Source organism: Mycobacteroides sp. PCS013 (assembly GCF_049532645.1).
GTDB classification, from domain to species: Bacteria; Actinomycetota; Actinomycetes; order Mycobacteriales; family Mycobacteriaceae; genus Mycobacterium; species Mycobacterium gwanakae.
This window is the reverse complement of sequence record NZ_CP150131.1, coordinates 3,848,386-3,871,268: the sequence shown is the minus strand read 5'-3', so window position 1 is coordinate 3,871,268 and position 22,883 is coordinate 3,848,386. Positions and strand designations below refer to the sequence as shown.

The 22,883-nt window shown below is 65.6% G+C and carries 16 protein-coding genes and 2 pseudogenes; 6 read left to right on the top strand and 12 right to left on the bottom strand.

Going from position 1 to position 22,883, the window contains the following annotated elements; all coding sequences use genetic code 11:
• A complete protein-coding gene (locus RHO23_RS19295) occupies positions 1–225 on the bottom strand; it encodes a hypothetical protein (protein WP_064409876.1) in 225 nt (74 codons plus the stop codon).
• A gap of 153 nt (positions 226–378) precedes the next feature.
• On the opposite strand from RHO23_RS19295, the gene RHO23_RS19290 reads away from it, so the two are divergent.
• Positions 379–1,350, top strand: coding sequence for a cytochrome c oxidase assembly protein (locus tag RHO23_RS19290; RefSeq protein WP_423488215.1), 972 nt, complete (start codon positions 379–381; stop codon positions 1,348–1,350).
• Here RHO23_RS19290 and mmsB read toward each other — a convergent pair.
• From mmsB to RHO23_RS19260, 6 genes and pseudogenes are all read right to left on the bottom strand, one after another.
• Positions 1,338–2,249 carry a 3-hydroxyisobutyrate dehydrogenase gene (mmsB, locus tag RHO23_RS19285; protein WP_423488214.1) on the bottom strand — a complete coding sequence of 304 codons (912 nt, stop codon included), beginning with the start codon at positions 2,247–2,249 and terminating at the stop codon, positions 1,338–1,340. The two genes, RHO23_RS19290 and mmsB, sit on opposite strands and share 13 nt — an antisense overlap.
• 15 nt (positions 2,250–2,264) lie before the next feature.
• Positions 2,265–3,623 carry an MFS transporter gene (locus tag RHO23_RS19280; RefSeq protein WP_423488213.1) on the bottom strand — a complete coding sequence of 453 codons (1,359 nt, stop codon included), beginning with the start codon at positions 3,621–3,623 and terminating at the stop codon, positions 2,265–2,267.
• An 80-nt stretch (positions 3,624–3,703) separates the two neighbouring features.
• Complete coding sequence (locus RHO23_RS19275) at positions 3,704–5,161, bottom strand: aldehyde dehydrogenase (protein ID WP_078284809.1); 1,458 nt, start codon at positions 5,159–5,161, stop codon at positions 3,704–3,706.
• Positions 5,158–6,285 carry a hypothetical protein gene (locus RHO23_RS19270; protein WP_070922312.1) on the bottom strand — a complete coding sequence of 376 codons (1,128 nt, stop codon included), beginning with the start codon at positions 6,283–6,285 and terminating at the stop codon, positions 5,158–5,160. The genes RHO23_RS19275 and RHO23_RS19270 overlap by 4 nt, the downstream gene beginning before the upstream one ends.
• A pseudogene (locus tag RHO23_RS19265) lies at positions 6,282–7,482 on the bottom strand (phosphotransferase family protein). Before RHO23_RS19265 ends, RHO23_RS19270 begins: the two are co-directional and overlap by 4 nt.
• A gap of 43 nt (positions 7,483–7,525) precedes the next feature.
• Positions 7,526–8,305, bottom strand: a complete 780-nt coding sequence (locus RHO23_RS19260; protein ID WP_264920712.1) for a class I SAM-dependent methyltransferase — start codon at positions 8,303–8,305, stop codon at positions 7,526–7,528.
• Positions 8,306–8,386: 81 nt separating this feature from the next.
• Here RHO23_RS19260 and RHO23_RS19255 point away from each other — a divergent pair, with 81 nt between their 5' ends.
• Positions 8,387–9,619, top strand: a complete 1,233-nt coding sequence (locus RHO23_RS19255; RefSeq protein ID WP_423488212.1) for a glycosyltransferase family 4 protein — start codon at positions 8,387–8,389, stop codon at positions 9,617–9,619.
• Here the strand turns inward: RHO23_RS19255 and RHO23_RS19250 are convergent, their stop codons facing one another.
• Together RHO23_RS19250 and RHO23_RS19245 are read right to left on the bottom strand one after the other, a co-directional pair.
• On the bottom strand, positions 9,620–11,260 hold the full coding sequence (locus RHO23_RS19250) for a hypothetical protein (protein ID WP_423489261.1): 1,641 nt from the start codon (positions 11,258–11,260) through the stop codon (positions 9,620–9,622).
• 52 nt (positions 11,261–11,312) lie between these two features.
• Positions 11,313–12,494 (bottom strand): DUF3068 domain-containing protein, encoded by a 1,182-nt coding sequence (locus RHO23_RS19245; RefSeq protein ID WP_030097323.1) that lies wholly within the window; start codon positions 12,492–12,494, stop codon positions 11,313–11,315.
• Between the two features lie 192 nt (positions 12,495–12,686).
• Between RHO23_RS19245 and RHO23_RS19240 the strand changes: the two are divergent.
• Positions 12,687–13,835: pseudogene (locus RHO23_RS19240) on the top strand (acyltransferase family protein); the annotation flags it as partial.
• Here RHO23_RS19240 and RHO23_RS19235 read toward each other — a convergent pair.
• The gene (locus RHO23_RS19235; protein ID WP_423488211.1) at positions 13,748–17,992 is read right to left on the bottom strand and encodes a DUF3367 domain-containing protein; all 4,245 of its coding nucleotides are present in this window, start codon (positions 17,990–17,992) and stop codon (positions 13,748–13,750) included. The pseudogene RHO23_RS19240 and the gene RHO23_RS19235 overlap by 88 nt on opposite strands.
• 43 nt (positions 17,993–18,035) lie before the next feature.
• Positions 18,036–18,209, bottom strand: a complete 174-nt coding sequence (locus tag RHO23_RS19230; RefSeq protein ID WP_005063958.1) for a DUF2613 domain-containing protein — start codon at positions 18,207–18,209, stop codon at positions 18,036–18,038.
• Positions 18,210–18,410: 201 nt separating this feature from the next.
• Here RHO23_RS19230 and RHO23_RS19225 point away from each other — a divergent pair, with 201 nt between their 5' ends.
• Both RHO23_RS19225 and RHO23_RS19220 read left to right on the top strand, forming a co-directional pair.
• Positions 18,411–19,472, top strand: a complete 1,062-nt coding sequence (locus tag RHO23_RS19225) for an NADase-type glycan-binding domain-containing protein (protein ID WP_423488210.1) — start codon at positions 18,411–18,413, stop codon at positions 19,470–19,472.
• Positions 19,473–19,540: 68 nt separating this feature from the next.
• Positions 19,541–21,220, top strand: a complete 1,680-nt coding sequence (locus RHO23_RS19220) for a sulfatase-like hydrolase/transferase (RefSeq protein WP_070922308.1) — start codon at positions 19,541–19,543, stop codon at positions 21,218–21,220.
• 13 nt (positions 21,221–21,233) lie between these two features.
• On the opposite strand, the gene RHO23_RS19215 is transcribed toward RHO23_RS19220, so the two are convergent.
• Complete coding sequence (locus tag RHO23_RS19215; protein ID WP_070922307.1) at positions 21,234–21,566, bottom strand: TfoX/Sxy family protein; 333 nt, start codon at positions 21,564–21,566, stop codon at positions 21,234–21,236.
• A gap of 87 nt (positions 21,567–21,653) precedes the next feature.
• Between RHO23_RS19215 and RHO23_RS19210 the strand changes: the two genes are divergently transcribed.
• Positions 21,654–22,880: an RNA polymerase sigma factor gene (locus RHO23_RS19210; RefSeq protein ID WP_070922306.1), complete on the top strand. Its 1,227-nt coding sequence runs from the start codon at positions 21,654–21,656 to the stop codon at positions 22,878–22,880.
• Positions 22,881–22,883: the final 3 nt, after the last annotated feature.

The following is a 22,883-nucleotide window of genomic DNA, read 5'->3' as shown; positions in this document are numbered from 1 at the left end:
TTAACCGGTCTTGCTCTCCAAAGCCGCCAGCGCGGCAGCAAGTGCGATGTACTTGTTGGTGCCCAGCTCGCGCACGGTCGAGATGTTCAGGGCTTCCTTGAGTGCGGCGTCGTGCTTCTCGGTGAGACCAGCGAGAGCAGACGGGGGAGCGTCGAGGACGTCCTTGAGGTCCTTGTTCTCGTAGGCCTTGTCGAGTGCCTTCTCGAGATTGACGGATACAGCCATCGTTCCTCCTCTGGTTTGCCCCGCCCGTGGCGCACCCTAGCTACCAAAGCTGTGAACCAACGCCGTTTGGCTAGCGGCGATCCGAACTGCCGATGAACGCCTGGTTCGGCACCCGGATGGCCAGTTCATTCAAATATGCGCATAATTCAATCAATGAACGACGTGAGGTGGCTCAGCGGGCTGGCCACAATCCCCGCCGAACCGCCGACAGTGTGGTCACTGTTCGCCTGGAACCCGCCCGCCATTCCGGTGCTTCCTGTTGTAGCGGCGCTGCTGGCCGGGTGGTACCTGCTGAGCGTGCTTCGGCTGCGCCGGATGGGCCGCAGCTGGCCGTGGTGGTCAACCGCGTGCTTCCTGTCCGGGTGCCTGATTCTGGGCGCGGTCATGGGATTGTCGATAGACCGCTACGGATTTCGGTTGTTCAGCGCGTTCATGTTCCAGCAGCTGACGTTGTCGATCCTGGTGCCGCCGTTGCTGGTGCTGGGCTCACCGGGGCGGCTGTTGTTGCGCTCGACGCCGCACCACGGGCCCGGCAGGTGGGTACTGGTGGCCGCGCTGACCGGATTGCGCAGCCGCGCGGCCGCGATGCTGTTGCATCCCGCCGTCACCATTCCGCTGTTCCTGTTCAGCTATTACGGCCTGTATTTATCCCAGCTGTTCGACACCATTGCCGTTACCTGGTTGGGGCATAACGGGTTAGAGATCTTTTTCTTGGCCAGCGGCCTGCTGTTCGTCATCCCCATCCTGTCCACCGACCCGCTGCCGGTCCGGCAGACCAACCTCGGCAGGATGTTCGACATCTTCGTGGAAATGCCGTTGCACGTGTTCATCGGCGTCATCCTCATGATGGCGCCCAGGCCGCTGATCGGCATCTTCGCCAATCCGCCCGCCGCGTGGGCCGTCGACCCGGTGAAGGACCAGGCGGTGGCGGGCGCGCTGGCCTGGTCCTACGGTGAGCCGATCGCGCTCGCGACTACCTTGATCTTCGCCATCAGGTGGCGGCGTGAGGAACAGGCCGAAACGGAGGAACGCGAGGCCGATGACGCCCGGCAAGAAGACGAATTAGCCTCGTACAACCGGTTTTTACAGCAACTACGGGAAGAACGGCCCGGTCACGGCGTGTAACCGCGCGCCGAGCCGTCGGGCGTCGCGTACTTGACGATCAGCGAGCAGTCCTTGGCGCCCAGGCCCTCGTCGATGAGCTGCTGGAACTGCTCGGTCACCATGGTCGCGGCGGGTAGCTTCACACCGGTGGCCTCACCGGCGGCCAGCGCCAGGCGTGCATCCTTGTGCGCCAGGTCGACCGTGAAGGTGGCATCGAAGTTCCGGTTGGCGGCGGCGGATTCGATGATGTCCGGCACCGGGTACCAGGTCTGCTGCGCCCAGGATCGTGCCGAGGACACCGAACAGATCTCCCAGAAAACTTTGGGATCCAGGCCGAGCCGCTCGGCCAGCTGTGAACCTTCCGAATTGGCCATCATGTCGATGAACAGCATCATGTTGTTGCAGATCTTCGCGGCCACGCCCGCGCCACCGTCACCGGCGTGGATCACCCGCCCGGCCATCGGTTTGATGTAATCGGTTGCCGCGCCGGAATTTTCCAAATCTCCGCCCAGCATGAAGCACAGCGTGCCGGCCTGCGCGCCGCTGATCCCGCCGGAGACCGGGGCGTCGACGAACCGGAACCCCCGGCGCGCCGATTCGGCGTGACAGTACCGCGAGGTTTCGATGTCGACGGTTGAGCTGTCCACCAGAAGCGTTGATGGCGAAGCGTTTTCCCAGATGCCGTAGGGACCTTCGAACACCGAGCGGACATGCTCACCCTTGGGCAGCATGGTGAACACCACTTCGGCGCCCGCCAGCACCTCGGCGATCTCGTCCACCGCGGTCACACCGTTGGCCGCCGCGGCAGCCAGTGCGTCACCCGAGAGATCGAAACCGCGCACCGTGTGCCCGGCCGCCACCAGATTCGCGGCCATCGGGCCGCCCATGTTCCCCAAACCGATCCAGCCATAGGTCGCCATGGGTCCAACCTAGCGTCAGGCGCGCGCCCTGTCGGCAGCATCCAGTGCATGCAGCGAGCTGCCCCTGGTCTCCGGCAGCGCCCAGACGGCAATGAGCGTGATGGGGGCAACGGCGGCCAGATATATAGCCACCGGCACCCAGCTGTGGTACTTGCTCAGCAGTGCGGTGCCGATGACCGGGGCCAGTGATCCGGCGAAGATCGAGGTCACCTGATAACCCACCGACACCCCGGAGTAGCGCATACGGGTGGGGAACATCTCCGCCATGATGGCCGGCTGCCCCGCGAACATCAGCGAGTGCACCAGTAGACCGATCACGATGGCCGCCAGGATCACCCATTCGTCCCGGGTGTTGAACATCGGGAACGCCATGAAGCCCCATCCCGCCGCCAGCAGGGCCCCCAATGCGTAGGGCACACGTCGCCCCACGATATCGGTGTACCGGCCGACGATCGGCAGGGCGATCGCCTGAACCGCGTGAGCGATTAAGAGCAGCAACAGGATTCGTCTGGTATCCATGTGCAGCTCGACCTTGAGATAGGTGATCGAGAAGGTGACCACCATGTAGTAGAGGATGTTCTCGGCCACCCGCAGCCCCATGGCGGTGAACACCCCGCGTGGGTAGCGGCGGAACACTTCGACGACGCCGTACGAACCGGCTTTGTTCTGCTCGATCTCCTTGCGCGCCTCCTGGAAGATCGGCGCATCGGATATCCGGGTGCGGATGTAGTACCCGATGGCCACGATCACGACCGACAGCCAGAATCCGACGCGCCAGCCCCAGGCCAGGAAGGCGGCATCGGAGAGGGTCCACGACAACGTGAGCAGCACCAGGGTGGCCAGCAGATTGCCCAGCGGTACCGCCGCCTGCGGCCAGCTCGACCAGAACCCGCGTTGCGAGTCGGGGGAGTGTTCGGCCACCAGCAGCACGGCGCCGCCCCATTCCCCTCCGACCGCGAAACCCTGCAGGAATCGCAGCGCCACCAGCAGGATCGGGGCCCCATAGCCGATCTGTGCGAAGGTCGGCAGGCAGCCCATCAGGAAGGTGGACACGCCGACCAGCACGATCGCGATCTGCAGGAGGTGCTTGCGTCCGTAGCGATCCCCGAAGTGCCCGAACACGATTCCGCCGATGGGCCGGGCGACGAACCCTACCGCGTAGGTGAGAAATGCCTTGATGATGTTGTCGAGGTCATTGCCTCCGGCCTGCACCGCGGGGAAGAAGACCTTGTTGAAGACGAGGGTGGCGGCGGTGGCGTAGAGGAAGAATTCGTACCACTCGACGACGGTGCCCGCCATTGATGCGGCGACCACCTTGCGCAGACCGGACACGGGTGCGGGCTGGGGCTCGTCCGGGGGTGCGGTCAGCGACATTGCGCCAACCTATCCAGCGACACGCCGTCTCGTGGCGAACTTGTGCGAGACGTATCCGCCAGGAGACGGCGTGTCGGGGTCTAGATCGAGTCGAGGGTGTAGCCCATCGGCAGCAGCACGCTCTTGAGCTCGCAGTACTCCTCGATGCCCTCGGGCCCGTTCTCCCGGCCGATGCCGGACTGCTTGTAGCCGCCGAACGGGCAGCTGGGGTCGAAGGCGTACCAGTTGATGCCGTAGGTGCCGGTGCGGATCTGCGCGGCGACCTCCAGGCCCTTGGGCACATCGGTGGTCCACACGCTGCCGGCCAGACCGTAGTTGGAGTCGTTGGCGATCTTGATGGCCTCGTCCACGGAGTCGTAGGCGATGATCGACAGCACGGGGCCGAAGATTTCCTCTTGCGCGATGGTCATCGAGTTGTCGACATCGGCGAAAATCGTTGGCTGGACGAAGTATCCGCCGTCCAGACCTTCAGGACGCTTGCCACCGTAAGCAAGCCGAGCGCCCTCCTCGATGCCCTTGGCGATGTAGCCCTCGACACGGGCGCGCTGCTTCTCGGTGATCAGCGGGCCCACCTGTGTGGCGGGATCGTCGGGCAGGCCCACGCCCATCAGCGAGACCATCCCCACAATGCCGTCGACAACCTCGTCGTACCGTGATCGTGGTGCCAGCACCCGGGTCTGGTTGACGCAGCCCTGGCCCGCGTTCATCAGGCCCGCGAACACCAGCATCGGCAAGGCCGACGCCAGGTCGGCATCCTCCAGCACGATGGCGGCCGACTTACCGCCCAGCTCGAGGGTGACCTTCTTGAGGTTCCTGGCGGCGATCTCGGCGATCTCCTTACCGACGACGGTGCTGCCGGTGAAACTGAACACATCGACGCCGGGGTTGTTGGTCAGTGCCCGGCCGGTTTCGGCCCCACCGGGTACCACCGACAGCACGCCCTCGGGAACACCCGCGTCGGCGAACACCTCAGCGAGGATGAAGCTTGACAGCGGAGTCTCGGCAGCGGGCTTGAGCACAACCGTGCACCCGGCGAGGAACGCCGGGCCGATCTTGTTGAGCGCCAGAAACAGTGGCACATTCCAGGCCGCGATGGCGGCTACCACGCCGGCAGGCTCCCGGGTTACCACCGTTTGGCCGTAGGCGCCGTTGCGCAGTTCCTTCCACTTCACCGCGTCCGCCGCATTGGCGTAGTACTGGATGGCACCGAAGCCGCCCAACCATTGCAATGTTTCGATAACCATAGGGGGAGCGCCGGTCTCGTCGGCGATGGCCTTGCAGATCTCGTCCTTGCGGGCCTCCAGCCCGGCAACCGCCTTCTGCAATATCGCCTGGCGCTCGTGCGGAGTCAGCTTGGGCCACGGGCCGTCATCAAAGGCGCGGCGGGCAGCGCTTACCGCGGCTTCGACGTCGGCGGGGGATGCCAGCGGACACTGGCCTACCTTCTGTCCGGTAGCGGGCGAGATGACCTCGATCACCTGGTCAGTGGCCGGCTCGGTCCATACGCCGCCGATGAAGAGCTTGTCGTAATTCGTCATGAATCGCTGTCTCTTTCCTGATGTGTGTCAACGAATCCGGTGAAGCCGGAGGGTTTATGTGGGCCTATGGGCCCGAACTCGAACAGTCCACTGCCGTGGTTCTCCACGCCGTTCTCGACCAGGCGGAACGTCGCGAGATTGTCGACGGGGCAGAGCAGTTTGAGCGTGGCGTCCAGTTCCGCGGTCTTGTACCGCTTGCCCTGCACGACGAGGTCGCCCTGCCACATGCCGTGGCGCCAGTCCGGATCCAGGCCGTATCCGGTACCGAAGCCGAAGTAGTGCGGCAGCACTATCTCGGCGGTGATGGTGATGTCACCCAACGTGATCACCGCAGAACTCGCCTCGCGAGTGCCGGGAACCAAGGTGATGTCGTGCGTGATGGGGCCGAGTTCCTCGATCCCCTTCGCCGGATCGCGCCACACCCGGCGTGCACCGCTGACCACCTTGGTGCCGTGCTCGTCCTCCTGGTTGATGAACACAATCGAGTATTCGGGGAACGAGATCACGTTGTAGAGCCAGAAGAAGCCGCCCGCCAGGGTGGCACGCCGCCCGGCGGGCTCGCCCTCGCCGACTGGCCGGATGCCCCAAGAGCGATCCCGGTTGCCCGACCAGTTGACGCCATCGAGTTCGTGGGTGGTGCCGTCGACCGTCAATTGGCCTGCCCAGGTGCCGGTTTGGGCAAATCGCGAGGTATCGAACATGACACGGCCGAGCTGGCGCTGGTAATGACCCGGCTCCAGGGAGGCCGGTATCTCGCCGGTGTAGGTGATATCGAAGGCGAGGTCGTAGTCGTCGCCGGGCTCCAGGATCACCCGCACCTTCTTCAGACCTTCGACAACCTCGATGCGATACGGCCCGACCTTCAGATCGGCGCGGTCGTCTCCGAGCGCGCGCGACGCGCGGAACACCACGGTGTCCTCGCCATTGCGTACCGATGCGAATGCGTCGGTGACACCCAGGTTCGGGTAGACGCCCAGCCCGGTGATCAGGTACGGCAGGTCGGCGCGGCCTCCGTGACAGCCGAAGTAGTAGCGATCGTAGAAGTTTCGGTCCGACGTGCCGACATGGCGGACCACATCGGCGATCTGATGGATCGGGTAATCGTCGAAGGGAGACAGGCTCACGCGGAAACCTCGCTCCAGTACTTTCCGTCCAGCATTTTCTCCAGGGTGACCCTGTGCAGGATCAGGTCATCGGGGTCATTCGGCATCTCGGCCATGCCAAAGGCCATGGCACGCATTTGAATTCGGACCATGATCACGGCATGTTGCAACGCCGCATAGGTGGTGTAGAAGTCCAGATCGCTCGCGTGGTGCCCAGTGAGGGCGGCGTACTCGGCGGCGATGTCCTCGCGCCGGCAGAATCCGGGCAGCCCAGCCAGGCCGGCGATCTCGGCCAGGTCCTGGAAGAACCTGTGCAGGAAAATGATCCATCCCAAATCGAGCTCGCGCGGTCCGATGGTGGCCATCTCCCAGTCGAGCAGGGCCACCGGCTCGAAGTCCTGATAGATGACGTTTCCCGGGCGCGAATCTCCCCAGCTGACCGTGTCGGCCGCGCGCAGAGATTCGGTCGGCCAATTCGCCCGCAGCCACTCGAATCCGCGATCGATAAGCGGGATGGCGGGGCCGTCGCCGCGCACCCACTCATACAGGTCCCGGGTCCGGCGTACATGGGCATCCAGGCCCGTCTCGCCCTCGCGGGCGTCGTTGAGGAACGCGAACTCCTCGACGGGGGCGGAGTGAACCCGGGCGATCTGGTCGATGGTGAGCCGCTGCATCTTGCGGCGGTCGGCGTCGGAGGCCTCGGTCACCCAGGATCCGAACGTGTAGGGCATGCGGTCGGGCGGGACCTCCCCGTCGACGCGCTTCATGACGAAGAACTCTCCGCCGAGCACTGAGGGGTCGTCGCAGTACCAGAGCACCGGGGGCGCCACGGCGCTGGTGTACTGGCCGAGCTTGTCCATCACGTCGAACTGGCGGCGCATGTCATAAGTGGGAAATACGGGGCTCGAATCGGGCTGCGGCGCCGTTCTGATCACCAGGCGATGGGCGGCGCGCTCACCGTTCTCGGTCCACTGCGCATCGGCCAGAATCGTCTCGCTGGACATGCCGTTGGCGCTGGGCAGCTCCGCGTGATCGACGCTCAGTGCGGCATCGGATGGCAATTGGCCCGAAATCCAATCGGCCAGTGCTCCGCGCAAGGTCTCCGGGTCCCGCTGTGACTCGGCGGGGCGTGCAACGTCCTCATGCGTCGCTGTCTGCTCAGTCAAGGTGTCGTGACTTCCGTTTCATGTCCGCCTCGTTGCGTGACGTACGCAACACTACCGGGCAGTCAGGGGAAGTGGAACCTGTTGCAATTTCCGATTCAGTGGGGGCGCAGCACGAGCACCAAATTGCTCACCAGAACCTCCCGCACAGCGGGAACTTTGGTGATCCACCATGCCCATTTTGGGTGGTAGCGGGGAAAAGCAGCGACCAGCGCGCCCGTCCCATGGGCCCATTCCAGACCATCGCGCACCGATACCGGAAAAAGTGACGACCCGTAGTTGTTCTTGGGCGGATGGCCGTGCTTGCGGGTGTACCACCGGGCGGCGCGGGCGCCGCCGAAGTAATGCGTCAATCCCATTTCGTGACCACCGAACGGACCGAGCCAGACGGTGTAGGACAAGACGGCCAGTCCCCCCGGCCGGGTGACTCGCAGCATTTCCGCGCCGAGCCGCCACGGCTCCGGTACATGCTCGGCGACGTTCGAGGACAGGCAGATGTCGACGCTGTCGTCGGCTATCGGTAGGGCCATGCCGGACGCGCGCAGATAGGCCGCTCGTGGGTCGTGGATGCCCGGGGTTCCCTCGGGGGCCGCATGCATCTCACGGGGGTCTGGTTCGACGCCGACGTACCGCGCTCCGGCGTCGGCGAAGGCCGAGGCGAAGTAGCCCGGTCCGCCCCCGACATCGAGCACCGTGCGGCCCTGCAGCCCGATGTTCATCTCCTGTCGCCACAAGTCGGCGACCAGGTGAACTGTGTCCTGTGCCACCGTGCCGTAAAACTTCTCCGGCGCACTCTGCTCAAAGCGGAAAGAGGACAATAAGCTGGCGGAACGCCGCAGAGTGGCCCTTTGGGCAAATAGGTCGGTGATTTCCGGCACGGGTTCTCGTTCTGCTTGGTCTCCTTATTAAGGGAGACGGAATTTCTGGAGGCCCACCCTAACGGCCTAGGGTGCATAGCGGTGTTCAGCGAAGTGTCAGATCAGCAGGGCCTCCCGCGGGAGGTCCTCATGTTGTGTTGGCGCGATACCGACCATCCGCAGGGTGGCGGCAGCGAAACCTACCTACAGCGCATCGGTGCCGAACTGGCCGCATCCGGCGTGAAGGTGACGCTGCGCTGCGCCGCCTACCCGGGCGCCCCCCGCCGCGAGGTGGTCAACGGAGTGCACATCTCGCGCGGTGGCGGGCGCTTCACCGTGTATCCGCGGGCACTGCTGTCGCTGCTGGCCAGCCGCGTGGGCCTGGGGGCATTGCGCGATGTGCGGCCCGATGTCGTCATCGACACCCAGAATGGCATCCCCTTTTTCGCAAGCACCGTGGTCAGTGCGCCCGTTGTGGTACTCGTGCATCATTGCCACCGTGAGCAGTGGCCCGTCGCCGGGCAGCTCATCGGCAGGCTGGGCTGGTGGCTGGAATCGCGGTTGTCTCCGCGGATGCATCGGCGCAACCAGTATTTGACGGTCTCGCAACCGTCCGCATCGGACCTGGTGTCGCTGGGTGTAGCGCCTGGGCGGATTGCGGTGGTACGCAACGGTATCGATGAGATTCCGGGCCTGCCCGTAATCGGCGCGCTGGACGGCGTGCGCAGTGAAACGCCTCGGGTCGTGGTGCTCTCGCGTCTGGTGCCGCATAAGCAGATCGAGCATGCGCTGACCACCCTTGCGCTGCTGCGCGATCACGTGTCCGATGTGCACCTCGATGTCGTCGGGGATGGCTGGTGGATGGATCCATTGGTGGAACATGCGGCCCGGCTAGGTATTTCCGACTCGGTGACATTCCACGGCTACCTCGGCGAGGAGGCCAAGCATCGGGTACTGCAACGCGCTTGGGTGCACCTGATGCCGTCACGCAAGGAGGGCTGGGGCCTGGCGGTCACCGAGGCCGCGCAGCACGGCGTACCCACGATCGGCTACCGCTCCTCCGGCGGGCTCACCGATTCGGTCACCGATGGCATCACCGGTCTGTTGGCACGCGATCAGGACGAGTTTGTTCGGCACACCGCTACTTTGTTGGCGGACAACAAACTTCGATACCGAATGGGCGAGGCGGCACGAGCTCGCTGCGCCGATCTGTCGTGGCAGCGCAGCGCATCCGGTGTGTGGACGGTGCTCAAGGCCGCGATTCTCGGCGTCCCGATTTCCGGGATTATCGGTGACGAACCGGTGGAGGCACCGCAGGTCGAAATCCCCGCTTGATCACGGCGCGTGCCGTCGCCCACGCAGCCAACTGATCGCGGGGGCGCAGCCCGCCGCCAGCAGCGCTATCCATATCAGGTGCGCCGCGATGACGGTGACGCGCCGGCCCGGCGAAGCTCCGATGGGTGCCCACGGCCCGGGTACGCGATAAAGCGCGATGTCGCCATCGCGGTAGACGGGCTCGAGCTGCGTCAGTGTTGCTGACGAAACCCCTTGCTCACCAGTAGTTTTCGACTGCACTACCACCCAGCCGATGCCCTGCGCCGCGAGCTCGCGCGGTGCGGCTCCCGTGCGTAGCAGCTCGGCGACATGGCGTCCCCGGGTGCCGTCCCCGCGTACGTCGCGCCCATCGACGCGTAGATCCCCACTGCTCACCGTGTCACCGCGGATCCAGCGCGGGAACGGATCCAGTACCGGGATCGACGAGGGGGTCCAGGGGAACTGCCGCACGGTTTCCGCGGGCAGCACCGCCACCGGATGCGGTTCGGCGTTGATGCTGGCCGCGACGGCAGCCCATCCGGCCGGATAGGTCACCGATTCGACGCGGCCACCCACCCCCCACGCCAGGTCGGGAAGTGTGAATATCAGTGCTGCGCAAGCTAGCCCGGAAGCCACAAGTTGTGAGGAACGTTCACGCAGCACGGTGACGGCCGCTGCGCCGGCCACCGCGTACCCCGGCACCGCCAATGCCACCCATTTCTGGCCGTCACGCAGAATGCCCAGCCCCGGTACTTCGGTGATGAGCCAGGTGGTCAGCGTCAACCCCGGGCCCGTTGCCAGTAGTGCCGGAATGGCCACGGCCGCAACGGCTATGCCGAGCAACCCGAGCGCTGCCCGGGCGCGCCACAGCACCACTGCGCCCACGGCCACCACGGCCAGGAGCACCGCCGAGAAGGCCAACGCGAACAGTGTCGTGCGTGAGGCAGGCACCGCGGACGCGTTCCACATACCGCCCAGTGAGGCCAGGCTTCCGAGCGTGCCCAACCCGGGCTCGGCGCGTGCCGCGAAGGCATGGACCCCCGCCTCGTCCCCGGCAGGTATGGCGGTTCCCAGCCCCGAGGCCACCAGCCACGGCATCGCGGCCAGTAGCGAGATCGTCAGTACGCCTAGCCGTGACCGTAGGCCCGGTGCCGCCGCAAGCCCGACGATCAGCGCGAGCACCGTTCCGGTGGGCGTCAATCCGGCCAAGGCGATCCAGAATGCCAGCGTGCACCAGGTGTCGATACCGGATGCCGTTCGCAGCCGGATTGTCGTCAGCGCAACCCACGGCAGGCACCCGTAGCCGACCAGCAGGCTCCAGTGTCCTTGCAGAAGTCGTTCGGCCACATAGGGATTCCAGATTGCGATAGTGGCCGCTACCAGCTCGCCGGGAATCCCTGCAGTGGGAACCAGGTGGCCGACCAGGCGCGCCGCACCCCAGCCGGCAAGCCATAAACCCACTGCGAGAAGCATCTTGACGAGAATTCCGCCGTCGACAAGCGTTGTCACGAGGGCGATGAAGAAGTCCTGCGGGACGGCGCGCGGAGCTGCCTCACCGACCCCCAGTGCCGCGTCGGTCAGGTACGAGCGCGGGGTCGAGACGGCGTCGCGGATCAGCAGATAGCCGGGTGCGGCAAGTGGCGCGGTAATCGCCGCCGCCAAGCCAAATGCGTACAGCGGCGCAATAAGGCCTGTGCGGCGCAAGACGTCCCGGCTAGAGGTGGTTTCGAGGCGACGGGAACTTGTCTGTGTCGGCCTCGCTGGCGGAGGGTTTCTCCGGGCTCCGGCGGCCGAAGAAGCCGTGATCTACCGTGTCCAGACCGGGATCGATCAGTGCGGACTCGGCCCGCAGGCTGAACGAGCCCAGCAGGCCGCCGCCGACGAGGGCCACGACGCCCAGGGCCGCGAACGTGATGGGCAGGATGTTCGACCAGATGGAAAGGCTGTCGCGGGTATCGCGGGCCGCCTTCACCTGCTTCTCGACGGTTTCGTCGTTCGACTGCACGGTGTAGTCGACCATCGGAACCTCGGGCTTGAGCGCGTCACGCGAGTAGTAGTGCAGCGCATGCTCTTTGCTCTTGACGATGATGCCGCTGACCGGGTCGACCCAGAACTCGCGCTGTGCCGCGTAGTAACGGGTCATGGTGATCTCTTCGTCCTCGCGCTCGGCCTCCACACCCCACTGCACGGCGCGCGCCGTCACCTTCGAGTCCTCGTCCTTGTCGTACAGCGAGGGGTAAGAGACGGGCTCCACCAGCTTGCCGTTGGCGTCGTAGCCGACATTCTGGGTGAAGTGGTAGGCGGTGAGCCCGTTGACATCTTCTTCGCCGGTGTAGTTGGCATCGAAGGCGCGCTGGGCGACCACGTCGAAGTACTGGTAGGTCTTCTTCTCGGTGTCGAAGGGGAACCGGTAGCTCAATCCCTCGTGCTTGAGCGCGATCGTCGTCGGGGGCGTCTCGTCCTCGATGGCGCGCGGCTTCTGCACGCTGCCGCCGGGGTTGTCATCGCTGGAGATGGCCTCGGCGGAGTGACGATCGACGGTGACGGTGTCGACGGTGGCCAGAATCAATCCGGCGTCGCCCTGCTTGTCGGTCCGTCGCAGGGTGATGCCCGCCTGCAGGCCGACCTTGGTGGCATCGGCGGGGCTGACCGTGCTGATCTGCTCCTGCAGTGCCAGCGGCTTATCCGGGTCGGCGATGAACTTCTGTCCGGACAGCGACGCCGGGTCCAGGGCGCGGCCCTTGCCCTCACTCACCAAAGTGGCGTCCCAGTCGAGCGGAATCTTCGCAAGCCGGTTGCTGGTGTACGTGCTGAGTAACAGCGCGGCGATGATAAGAGCCGAGCCGAGCCCCAGCAGTCCGCACGCTGCGATACGCATCATGACCCCGCGGTTCACAGTCGCCGAACCCTCCTTAACGTGCGGTAACCCTGGTCCCGGCGGTGGCCGGATGACACTGCATGCCCAGGGCAAATCTGTCTGACCCTAACAGCCGCTGCCATCGGGTGGTCATTCGGCGATGTTACGGATTCACCGGTCTCGTTCTGGTCAAACGCCGCCGGATCGACTTAGAACCGTACCCTCGGCGGGGTGACAGCAGCGCACGTATCGGCTCCGGCCGTCCATGCCCGGGGCTTCGTCCCGGCATTGGAGGGCATGCGCGCCTGTGCCGCGATGGGGGTCGTCGTCACACACACCGCATTCCAAACCGGCCACAATGGCGGTGTCGACGGACGCATTCTGGGCCGCTTTGACCTGGCAGTGGCAGTCTTCTTCGCGCTATCGGGATTTCTGCTGTGGCGGCCACACGCGCTGGCGGCACACGATGGGCCCGCACCCCAGTCGACCGGGCGGTACTTCGCGTCGCGGTTCGTCCGTATCGTCCCGGCCTACCTGGCCGCCGTCTTCGTCATCCTGTTGCTGCTGCCGGACGCTGCGGGGGCCAACTGGGTGGTCTGGGCCGCCAATCTGACGCTCACACAGCTGTACGTTCCGCTAACACTCACGGCGGGTCTGACACAGATGTGGAGCCTCGCCGTGGAGGTCGCGTTCTACATCGCGCTGCCCGCCATCGCGCTCATCATGCGGCGGGTACCGCTGCGCTGGCGTGCACCGGTACTGGTGGTGGCCGGAGCCGCCAGTTTCGGGTGGGCGTTCATCCCCTTTCACACCACTGTCGGCATCAATCCGTTGACATGGCCACCGGCCTTTTTCTCATGGTTCGTGGCGGGCATGCTGCTGGCCGAGTGGAGCGCCGCACCACCAGACTGGACGCTGCGCCTGGCGCGCCGACGGGTGCTGCTTGCCCTGGTGGCCCTCGTCGCATTCGCGGTGGCCGCGTCCCCCTTGGCCGGCCCGGAGGGCCTGACGCAGGCACCACCGCATCAGTACGCCGTCAAGATCGCGATGGGGGCGACGCTGGCCTGGGCGCTGCTGCTGCCGTTGACACTGGACACCCCGGGCACGCCGCACCGGATACTGGGCAGCCCCCTGATGGTGACACTCGGGCGGTGGTCCTATGGCCTGTTCATCTGGCATCTGGCGGCGCTGAACATGGTCTTCACCGTGATCGGTCGCTTTCCGTTCAGCGGTCACTTCCCACTGGTGCTGATTCTGACGTTGATCTTTGGCTTCGCGATGGCCGCTGTCAGTTACGCGCTGGTGGAATCCCCGTCACGTGAAGCATTACGGCGCTTCCAGAACCGGCGCGCTGGTTTTCGGGCAGGGAGTCGCACCGCGGCGAGGGCCACGGTGGCCACCGAGATCAGCGCCAACAACTGAATCCACCACGAGTGGCCGGTGTAGCCGCCCACCGATCGCCACGGATGTCGTGAGAGAGCCGCCCCGGCCAGGAGAAGCGCGCCGCCCGATATATATGCGCCTGCCGCCGTGAGCGCGCGGAGCGGCCAGCGTGTTCCTACCTTGAGCGCCAGTGCGGCCAGGCCCACTACGGTTCCGGTGATGCCGCTGATGGCGGTGAGGGCGGCCAGCACCGCGACACCGGTGACCGGGCCGGAGCCCCAGGGGATCACCTGTGGCAGCGTGGTTTTTCGCCGCACCGGGATGAGGGCAAGCAGCGCAAGGATGGGAAGCAGCGCCAGTCCGCCGAAGAGTCCCGTGCGGTACCAGGTGTCGAGGCCGAAGGTCAGCGTGATGGGGCCGCCGGCGCCGGCCGGAAGCATCCAGCCCTGCTGCCACCCGTTCACCCGTATCGGCTTGAGCGCGTGTCCTTGCCCGTCGCGGGCAGTCCACCCGGGGTTGATGCTTTCTGGGACCACGAGCACCCGGTCCTGTGGGGCCGGATCCGCGGAGACCTCGCGTCGCGCCGCGTCCCATCTGCCCTTGACTGCCGCTGTCACGGTGGCGGCGGACGGTGTCGTGCCCGGTGCGGTGAGCTGGACACCGTCGACGATGAACTGCTGGCGTGGGTTGACGGTGACGTCCTGAGGCCCCGCGCCCGTTTCGATGGGTGTCGTATCGCACGGTGTGGCCTGGATGGCACTGCCGTCCAATAGTTTCCGCACGGTGGTGGTGATGGACATGGGGATGAAGCGCCCGGCAAGAGCCAGCACCGGTCCATCAGCGCACCCGATTTTGATCACACGGTTGTCGTTGGTGTTTGCGTCGGCGGGAGCGACCGGCCGGCCGCTGGTGTCCAGTGCGACGAGCTCGGCGATACCGGGTGGTTTGTTCTGATCGGTTCCGAGCGCGGTCCGGTCGATGATGTCGGTCCAGTTCATCACCGTGACGGTGATGGTGTCGGTGACGCGCGGATGCAGAGACAGCGTGGAGGTGTCGGCCTTGGGATCGATGGAACGCACCTGCGGACCATCCCCGAGATCGATCGCTACTTGCTTGGGGTGTGCGGGGACCTCGGTGCTACTGGGGCGCAATCGAATACCACCGACGGCGACGGGTTTGGGAAGTTTGATCACCAGAGAGGGGAGGTGCTCGCGAAGTACCGAGTTCTGTGGTGCCGTCCAGGCGGTGCCCGGATCGCCGTCGGTGGCCGCATAGGACGAGCCCCGCAGGTCAATCAGGTCGGCACTGCCGGAGGCCGTGGTGGTACCGGGCTGCGTGATCAAATCGCGCAGCTGCGGCCCGGAGCGAGCCCGTACCCAGAGCGACGGCGTAAGCGAAACAGGATGGGGCACAGTCAATGTCCGGATGAAGGTGCCTGGCTCCTCGGGAGAGAGCGAGAGCGTCCCCGCGCAGCGCAGTCTTGCCGGTGACGGCATGCAGCCGGGCCGCCCCTCCAGCGGTGATCCCAGGTCCCAGCCGAGCACCGCTGCTCCCGCGGGCGGCGCGGGAATGATTGCGCTGTGGCGTAAATCGACGGAATGGGCGTATCCGGCGGCATCGTATTGAGTGAGGGACAGCTCGGTGATCCCGAACTGCACACCCGAGGTGCCGTCTTCGGTACCGGTGGCCGTCACCTTGATCCAGTTGGTTTCCCCCGGCCGCAGCGCGATGTCCAGGGGTTTACCCGGCTCATCGAACCGCACCGATGTGGTGCCGTTGTCGGTCTCGACCTCCAGCCGCCGCACCTGCGCTCCCAGTGCGGTGGCGCTCGGTGTCACGGTCAGGATCGCGTTGGTGATCGGCCGATCCAAGTCTACTCGGATCCATTGTCCAAGAGCGGCTTCCAGTGAGCTGCTGACCCAGCTTGTCGCGTTGTCGCGGTCGATGACGGCCGCAGTGCTGGTGCCGGGTGCCACATTGGGCAGCGCCGTGGAATCCGAGGCAGAACTGGACGCGGTGATGGTTCCGCCGGTCCAGCTTCCGTTGACGAGGGGAACCCCGGTGGCGGGGTAGTCGGGCACCCGGTTGAAGGTGCGGCGTTTGTCCCCGGGTGCGCGGATGGCCGAGGAATGGTCGTCCACACGCCCGTAGTCGGTCTCGCGAGCCAGCGGAGTGTCGGTGACCATCGCGGGCCCGGGACGCAAACCCGCCTGCGCGGCGTCGGTGGCCAACAGGGACGGGCCCAGCGGTGGCTGGTTCAGCTGGCGGCGCCGCTCGCCCAGGCGCAGCAGGGCCTCGGGTCCGCCCGCTACCCGGGGCATGCTGTCGATGTCCGTGAAATACGGTTCTCCGTAGGCTTTTTGCCGACCCACCGCATAGATCTCGACCGCCGGATACTTTGGGCGTAGGTCGCTGTCGGAGACAAAGCCCTCCACCGTCCCGGCCCCGACGGGGTCCCCGAACTGGGCGACCTTGGTCAGTCCGGGGGATCCTTCAATGGTGTGGTGCACCAGGATCGGGCGGGCGGAACGGGACGTATCGGGATCGAGGTCGTTGCGCACCACAAGGTACGAGATGCCCTGCTGCTCCAACGTGTCGGCCAGCCCGTCCGAGGGACGGCCGGCGGCGAACAGCTGCTGCACGGAGTCGATGGCACGAATAGTTTCCGGTGGTGTCAACGGGATGGAATCGCGTACACCCCAAGGAGTTTGACCCAGAGCCTGCAGGGGTTCGTCGCGGGTGAGGCCCCAGGTCTGGATTGCGAACGGGGCTCCCGGTACCACGAGTGCCCGTCCGCCGTCATCATGATCCGCCAGCCAGTGCGCCGTGTCCTGCCAGTAGCCGGGGATGGCATCGAAGCCGCCGCGGGGCACCAGCCGGCCTGTCCAGGCAAGCGAAGTGCTCGCGGCGAGTGCCACGAACACGGCGATCCCCAAAGCAACGGCCCGATTGCGCTCCGGGCGTGCCAGCGCGGCGAGCCACTCCCGCATGGGCACGCTCCCGGGCAGCGGTATCCGCGATAACGCGTGCGCCAGGCCAAGGATCAGTGGTAGACGAATCAGCGGCTCGAGCTTGTGCACATTGCGCAGCGGCGTGCCGCTGTCGTCCAAGAAGAATTGAATCTGCTGGCCCACAGGCGATCCGAGTGCTCCGGTGTATCCGGCCGTCAGCAGCACCAGGCCCACCAGAAGTATCGCGACCAGCCGTCCGCGAGCCGGCATACCCCGCATGGCCAACCCCGCCATGCCGGCGGCGGCGATCATCGCGGTGGCTATGACCATGGCCGACTGGGTGACCAGTGAGGACCCCGCCGTCGCGGTCGGGGCCACGAACGGGGTCCAGCTGTCGGTTCCGCGCAGCACCTCGGTGAGCGAGGTCCACTGCGTGGTGACACCGGAGGATTCGATGAAGTCCAGGAACCGCGGGCTGATCTTGCCGAAGATGAGCAGGGCAGCGATCCACCATGTGGTGGCCAGCGCCAGACAGGGAATCCACCATGCCGTGAATCGCCACCACGTGCGGTTCGGCCTGTGGGCCAGCCACCAGATGAAGGCCACCCCGCAGGCCAGGGCGGTGGCGACGGCGTTGACGGCACCCATCAATGCGACCGCGAGGGCCGACAATGCCGCGGCCCGGCGTGGAGACATCCGACCCTGGAAGACCAGGATGACCGGCAACAGCACCCACGGGGCCAGCATCATGGGCAGCGTTTCCGACGAGATGGCGCCCAGGGTCGTCAGCACCCGGGGGGACAGCGCAAAGGCGGTCGCCGCGATGAGCCGGGAGCCTCGGGTACCGATACCCAGCGCCTCGGCGACCCGGATGACACCCCAGAACCCGGCCACGATGAGCAGCGCCCACCACAGCCGTTGCGTCACCCAGGCCGGCACCCCGAGCAGGTGACCCATCGAGAAGAAAGCGCCGTGGGGAAAGAGGTATCCGTAGGCCTGGTTCTGTGCCTGCCCGAACGGCAGATCGCTGCTCCACAGGTTCAGGGCCCGCGCGGCGAACCGCAGCGGATTGATCGCCAGGTCCAGCTTGGTATCCGGTGATATCTGTCCGGGTGATTGGGCGAAGGTCAGCAGTAGGGCGAGTACCGATGCGACCGCGAGCCACCGCAGGCTCAGCGGGGAAGAGTCAAGGCGGTGCGTCACGGTTCAGGAAATGCGGCGCGGCGCTGCCGGGAGCCGCGCGATGTCAGCTCCGGTTGCCGTAATCGGGACGGTTGAGGATTGCCGTCGACGGATCGATACCAGTCACGACGGGCTTCTTGTCCTGTTCAACCGACAGCGTCAGGCCAAAGACGGCCGCAGCGCCCAGCAGCAGACCGATCAGCACGCTCGCGGCGGCTGGCACCACAAATCTGGTCATCGGAGCTCCTCTGGGTCATGCAGATACCAGCGGCCAAAGTAGCACGTCCGAAGATGGTCGCGATTCTCTGGCGGACCACGCAGCGGGCCTGCGGATACTCGATGGGGGCGAGTACGGAACATGGAGAACCGTGAACGGACCGGCATGGCGGGTGGCTACCTGTGGCCCCCGACGGCTCTTCGTGCGGAATAATGGCCGCCCATGACCGGTCCATATAACTACGGACCGGCGCCGGACTACGACGCGGAGTTCGCCGCCGCGCACAACCCGGCGCTACCTCAGGATCAACTGCTGCGGCTGTGGCACACACGCCCCGATCTGCGTGAGGCCCTGGCGCAGTTGCCCGCGTGCCCGCCCGCGCTGGCCGCGCAGGTGCAGTTCTCCGATCCGTGGCGTGACCCCAATGCGCGATCGCATCGCGGGATCATCATGGCCTTCGCGATGCTTGCCGGTCTGCTCGTGATCGTCGGCCTCGGCTACGTCGGATACATGGCGGTGCGTGGCGATGGATCCACCCAGCAGCAGACGCACGGAATGCTGCCGCCGAATGACCCGAAGACCACCAGCAGCGCCGCGGCGACCGCCACCACGGCGCCACCTGCGGCGCCCTCGAGTGTCGTTAAGCCGGTGGATGTGTCCACTAATTGCGTTCAGGCCGAGGACGGCACCGACAGCAACGGGGTGAAATACGTCTACGACCCCGCCAAGGCGTTCGACAACGACCCACTCACCGCGTGGCGGTGCCAGTGGAAGGAACAAGACGGGCAGTCGATCACGGCCAAGTTCGATCATCCAACACTCATCACCTCGGTGGGATTGATCCCCGGATACGCCAAGACCGATATCGACGGATCGGACCGCTTCGCTCAGAACCGCAAGATCACCCGGGTGCGTTGGGAATTCAGCGATGGCAGCTCGGTCAAGCAGCAGGTTCCGGTGAGTCGTGCGCTGGCGAGTATCAAGGTGAATGTGGTGACTGATTCGGTGACCATGGTCATCGAGGCCACCGAACCCGGGGTGTCGATCGTGAACAAGAGCGGCCAACGGCAGGACGCGTTCAACGGCCTGGTCTCGGTGAGCGAGATCGAGATCATGGGCACCCAGCCTCCCGCTGTCCCCGCTCCTGCACCGGCACCTGCTCCTGCTCCTGCACCGGCGCCCCTTGCGCCACCGCATAGCTCGAATGCTGTTCCCGGCGCCCCCGTGACTACGGCTCCGGCGGGCCCGCCGCCGTCGGCGCCGGCCGCTCCCGCGCAGCCGTAGCGCGTCGTACCCAAAACTGGCAGGGTTCTTCAGCGTTCATTGCCAGGAATTGCGGTTACGTTGGATCCATGGCCGAGCTCAACCGCAGGACCGTGCTTACTACCGGGGCAGTCGCGGCGGGTGCCGCCGCCGTAGGCTTCGGGGGATATGAACTGCTCCGCAAGCCGGGGCGTACTGATTCGACGGCGGCGGGTGGCAACAAGCCGAACATCCTGGTGATCATCGTGGATCAGATGCGGGCCCCGCAGTGGTTCCCCGATATCCAGAAACTCACCAACCTCCTGCCGAGCCTTAGCCGATTGCAAAGGGAAAGCGTTACTTTCGCATCGCACTACACCGCGTCGAACATGTGCACCCCATCGCGAGGAGTCATGACGACCGGGCTGTACTCACACCAGACCGGCTGCCTGTTCACCGGCGAAGGGCCCAGTGAATCGAGCCTGGCTCCACAGTTCCCCACCTGGGGCACCATGCTGCGCCAGCAGGGTTACCGCACCTGGTGGTGGGGTAAGTGGCACCTGGGAGACTGGAGCGACACCAATCCTGAAGGTCTTGACGCACACGGTTTCTCGGGTGGAACCTTCCCCTCGCCCAATGGGGCTCCCAACCAGGGATTGCAGAAGGACCCGGGGATAGTCGATCAGTTCACAGGGTGGTTCGACGCCGAAGCGGGCAAGGGGCCCTGGTGCACCACGGTGTCACTGGTCAATCCGCACGACATCTGCTGGTGGCCGAGAAACCCTCTTCCGGAAGATGTTCCGCACTGGTTCGATAACGTCCCCGCCAATTTTCAGACGCCCGATGAGCTGCGTCAGCATCGCAAGCCGCAGCTGCAGATCGACTACGCCAATTTCATGTCGCCGATCATGACCGGCGCGGTGCCCTATTCGGGTCCGGACATGGCCCGCCAATGGGCCCGCTGCCTGGACATGTACCTGTGGCTGCAACAGCAGGTGGACGCTCAGATCGGCCGGGTTCTCGAGAAGCTGGCATCGCGTCCGGACGTTGACCGCAACACGGTGGTCGTCTTCACCTCCGATCACGGCGAATACGGGGGCTCACACGGGTTGCGCGGCAAGGGGGCCACCGCCTACGAGGAGTCGATCCGGGTTCCCCTGTACATCCGCGATCCGCACGGGGTGCTCACCCCGAAGGCGGGGGATACGCGCACGCAGCTGACCTCCAGCGTCGACCTGGCTCCGCTGCTGCTGACCATCGGGTCCGGCGGCAACGGGTGGCGTACCGATCCGCGTTTCTCGTACCTGGCTGCCCGCGCCGATATCGCCAACATCGCCAAAAACAATGTGGCGGGACGCAAGTGGATTGCACACGTCACCGATGACATGTCGGTGGAGGAGATGACCACGCTCATGAAATCTCCACACACGCAGAAGTTGATGGGTGAGATCGCGCCACCCAGCGAGATTCCCACCTCGGCGCCCAGCCACATCGTGGCGGTCCGCACCGCGGAAGCCAAGCTGGCCAACTACTCGTATTGGAAACCCGGCGGCATGCAGGTCGATAGTACGCGGCCGTCGGATCGCGAATTCTACGATTATTCAACGCTTTCCGGGCAGCAAGAAATCGAGAACCAAGCAGGCCGCGGCGGTAAGGAGGCCGAGCTGCAAGGCCTCATCGACAACGAAGTACTACCCGAAGTGCAGGCCCCATTGCCGACGTTCCTTGGGCAGGCACAGGAGCAGGGCCTGGCGGATATGCAGAAGCTGATGGTGCTGCGCGGCGGATAGTGGCCGCCGCGGGCTATTTGGGTGGCAGTGAGCCGGCGTAGAGCAGGGCGCGCTTCGCCCACGGCTCCAGCTGCCGCTTGGTGCGCACGCCCTCGGCGTCGATGCTCAGCCAGCCGTCCATCTCGCGCCCACCCATCACCATCCGGCTGACATGAGTCTTGGTCACCAGAGCCTCGGTCTCCGTGGGATCGCAACGCGCCAGCAGGCCGCCTTCGCGTTTCGCGGCGACGGTCATGTGCCCGTCGACCAGAAACGCCAGGCCGCCGAACATCCGTTTCTCGGTGACGCCCTTGGTTGTGGCGATCACTTCACGGATGCGCTCTACCAGGTCTTCGTCGTAGGCCATGGGGCAATTGTGGCGCGCTGTCGATTTCCGCGCGGCTCGTTCGTGGTGTCTGTAGGACACCCGACACCGGAGAGGCACCATTGACCCGTGGCGCACGACGAGATCGGCCGCATCTTCCGCGAGGAGTACGGCCGCACCGTGGCAACCTTGATTCGCTACTTCGGCAGCATCGACCTCGCCGAGGACGCCGTACAGGAGGCGTTCGAGGTGGCCATCGCGAAATGGCCAGGAGACGGTATTCCGCCCAATCCGGGTGCGTGGATCACCACCACGGCCCGCAACCGCGGCGTCGACAAATTGCGGCGAGACCAGCGACGCGACGAGTTATCCAGAGAGGCAACCGCTCTGCAGGAGGAGCGGCCGGAACCGCAGGAGGTGGGTGCGGTGCGGGATGATCGCCTGCGGCTCATCTTCACGTGCTGTCACCCGGCCTTGTCCCAGGAGGCCCAGGTCGCGCTCACGTTGCGCCTGCTTGGCGGACTCACCACCCCTGAAATCGCCAATGCATATCTGGTATCCGAATCGACCATGGCCGCGCGCATCACGCGCGCCAAGAAGAAGATCGCGTCGGCAGGTATCCCGTACCGGGTGCCGGGGGACCACGATCTACCGGACCGGTTGTCGTCGGTGCTGGCCGCGCTGTACCTCGTCTACAACGAGGGCTACGCGGCGTCCTCGGGTGCGACGCTCACCCGTACGGACCTATCCGCCGAGGCGATCAGACTGGCGCGGGTGCTGGCCGATCTCATGCCCGACGAGCCCGAGGTGCTGGGGCTCCTGGCATTGGTGTTGCTCACCGAGGCGCGCCGTCGCGCCCGTACCGATGCCAGTGGGGCGCTGGTGTTGCTCGCCGATCAGGACCGCACCCGATGGGACCGCGAGATGATCGACGAGGGGCACCAGCTGGTGCGGCGTTGCCTGAGACGCAACGCCCCCGGGCCGTATCAGATCCAGGCCGCCATCAATGCCGTGCATGACGATGCGCCCACGGCAGCACAAACCGACTGGAGCCAGATCGTCGCGCTATACGACCAGCTGACGGCGTTCACCCCCACTACCGTGGTCGCGCTCAATCGCGCGGTGGCCGTTGGTGAGCGCGACGGCCCGCAGGCTGGACTGGATGCCATCGAGCCGTTGCGGGAGGACCTCGACGCGTATTACCCGTTGCACGCCGCGCGCGCCGATCTGCTCACCCGACTCGGCCGGAATCGGGAAGCCGCCGAGGCCTACCGAAAAGCGTTGGTATCCACGGACAATGAGGTGTTCCGTGGCTACCTCGGCGACCGGCTGGCCCGGCTGGACACCGGCGCATGACAC

Excerpts from the sequence above, each read along its gene's own strand:
- RHO23_RS19295 (WP_064409876.1), bottom strand. The coding sequence starts at position 225 with ATGGCTGTATCCGTCAATCTCGAGAAGGCACTCGACAAGGCCTACGAG.
- RHO23_RS19290 (WP_423488215.1), top strand. The coding sequence starts at position 379 with ATGAACGACGTGAGGTGGCTCAGCGGGCTGGCCACAATCCCCGCCGAA.
- mmsB (WP_423488214.1), bottom strand. The coding sequence starts at position 2,249 with ATGGCGACCTATGGCTGGATCGGTTTGGGGAACATGGGCGGCCCGATG.
- RHO23_RS19280 (WP_423488213.1), bottom strand. The coding sequence starts at position 3,623 with ATGTCGCTGACCGCACCCCCGGACGAGCCCCAGCCCGCACCCGTGTCC.
- RHO23_RS19275 (WP_078284809.1), bottom strand. The coding sequence starts at position 5,161 with ATGACGAATTACGACAAGCTCTTCATCGGCGGCGTATGGACCGAGCCG.
- RHO23_RS19230 (WP_005063958.1), bottom strand. The coding sequence starts at position 18,209 with ATGACCAGATTTGTGGTGCCAGCCGCCGCGAGCGTGCTGATCGGTCTG.
- RHO23_RS19225 (WP_423488210.1), top strand. The coding sequence starts at position 18,411 with ATGACCGGTCCATATAACTACGGACCGGCGCCGGACTACGACGCGGAG.
- RHO23_RS19220 (WP_070922308.1), top strand. The coding sequence starts at position 19,541 with ATGGCCGAGCTCAACCGCAGGACCGTGCTTACTACCGGGGCAGTCGCG.
- RHO23_RS19215 (WP_070922307.1), bottom strand. The coding sequence starts at position 21,566 with ATGGCCTACGACGAAGACCTGGTAGAGCGCATCCGTGAAGTGATCGCC.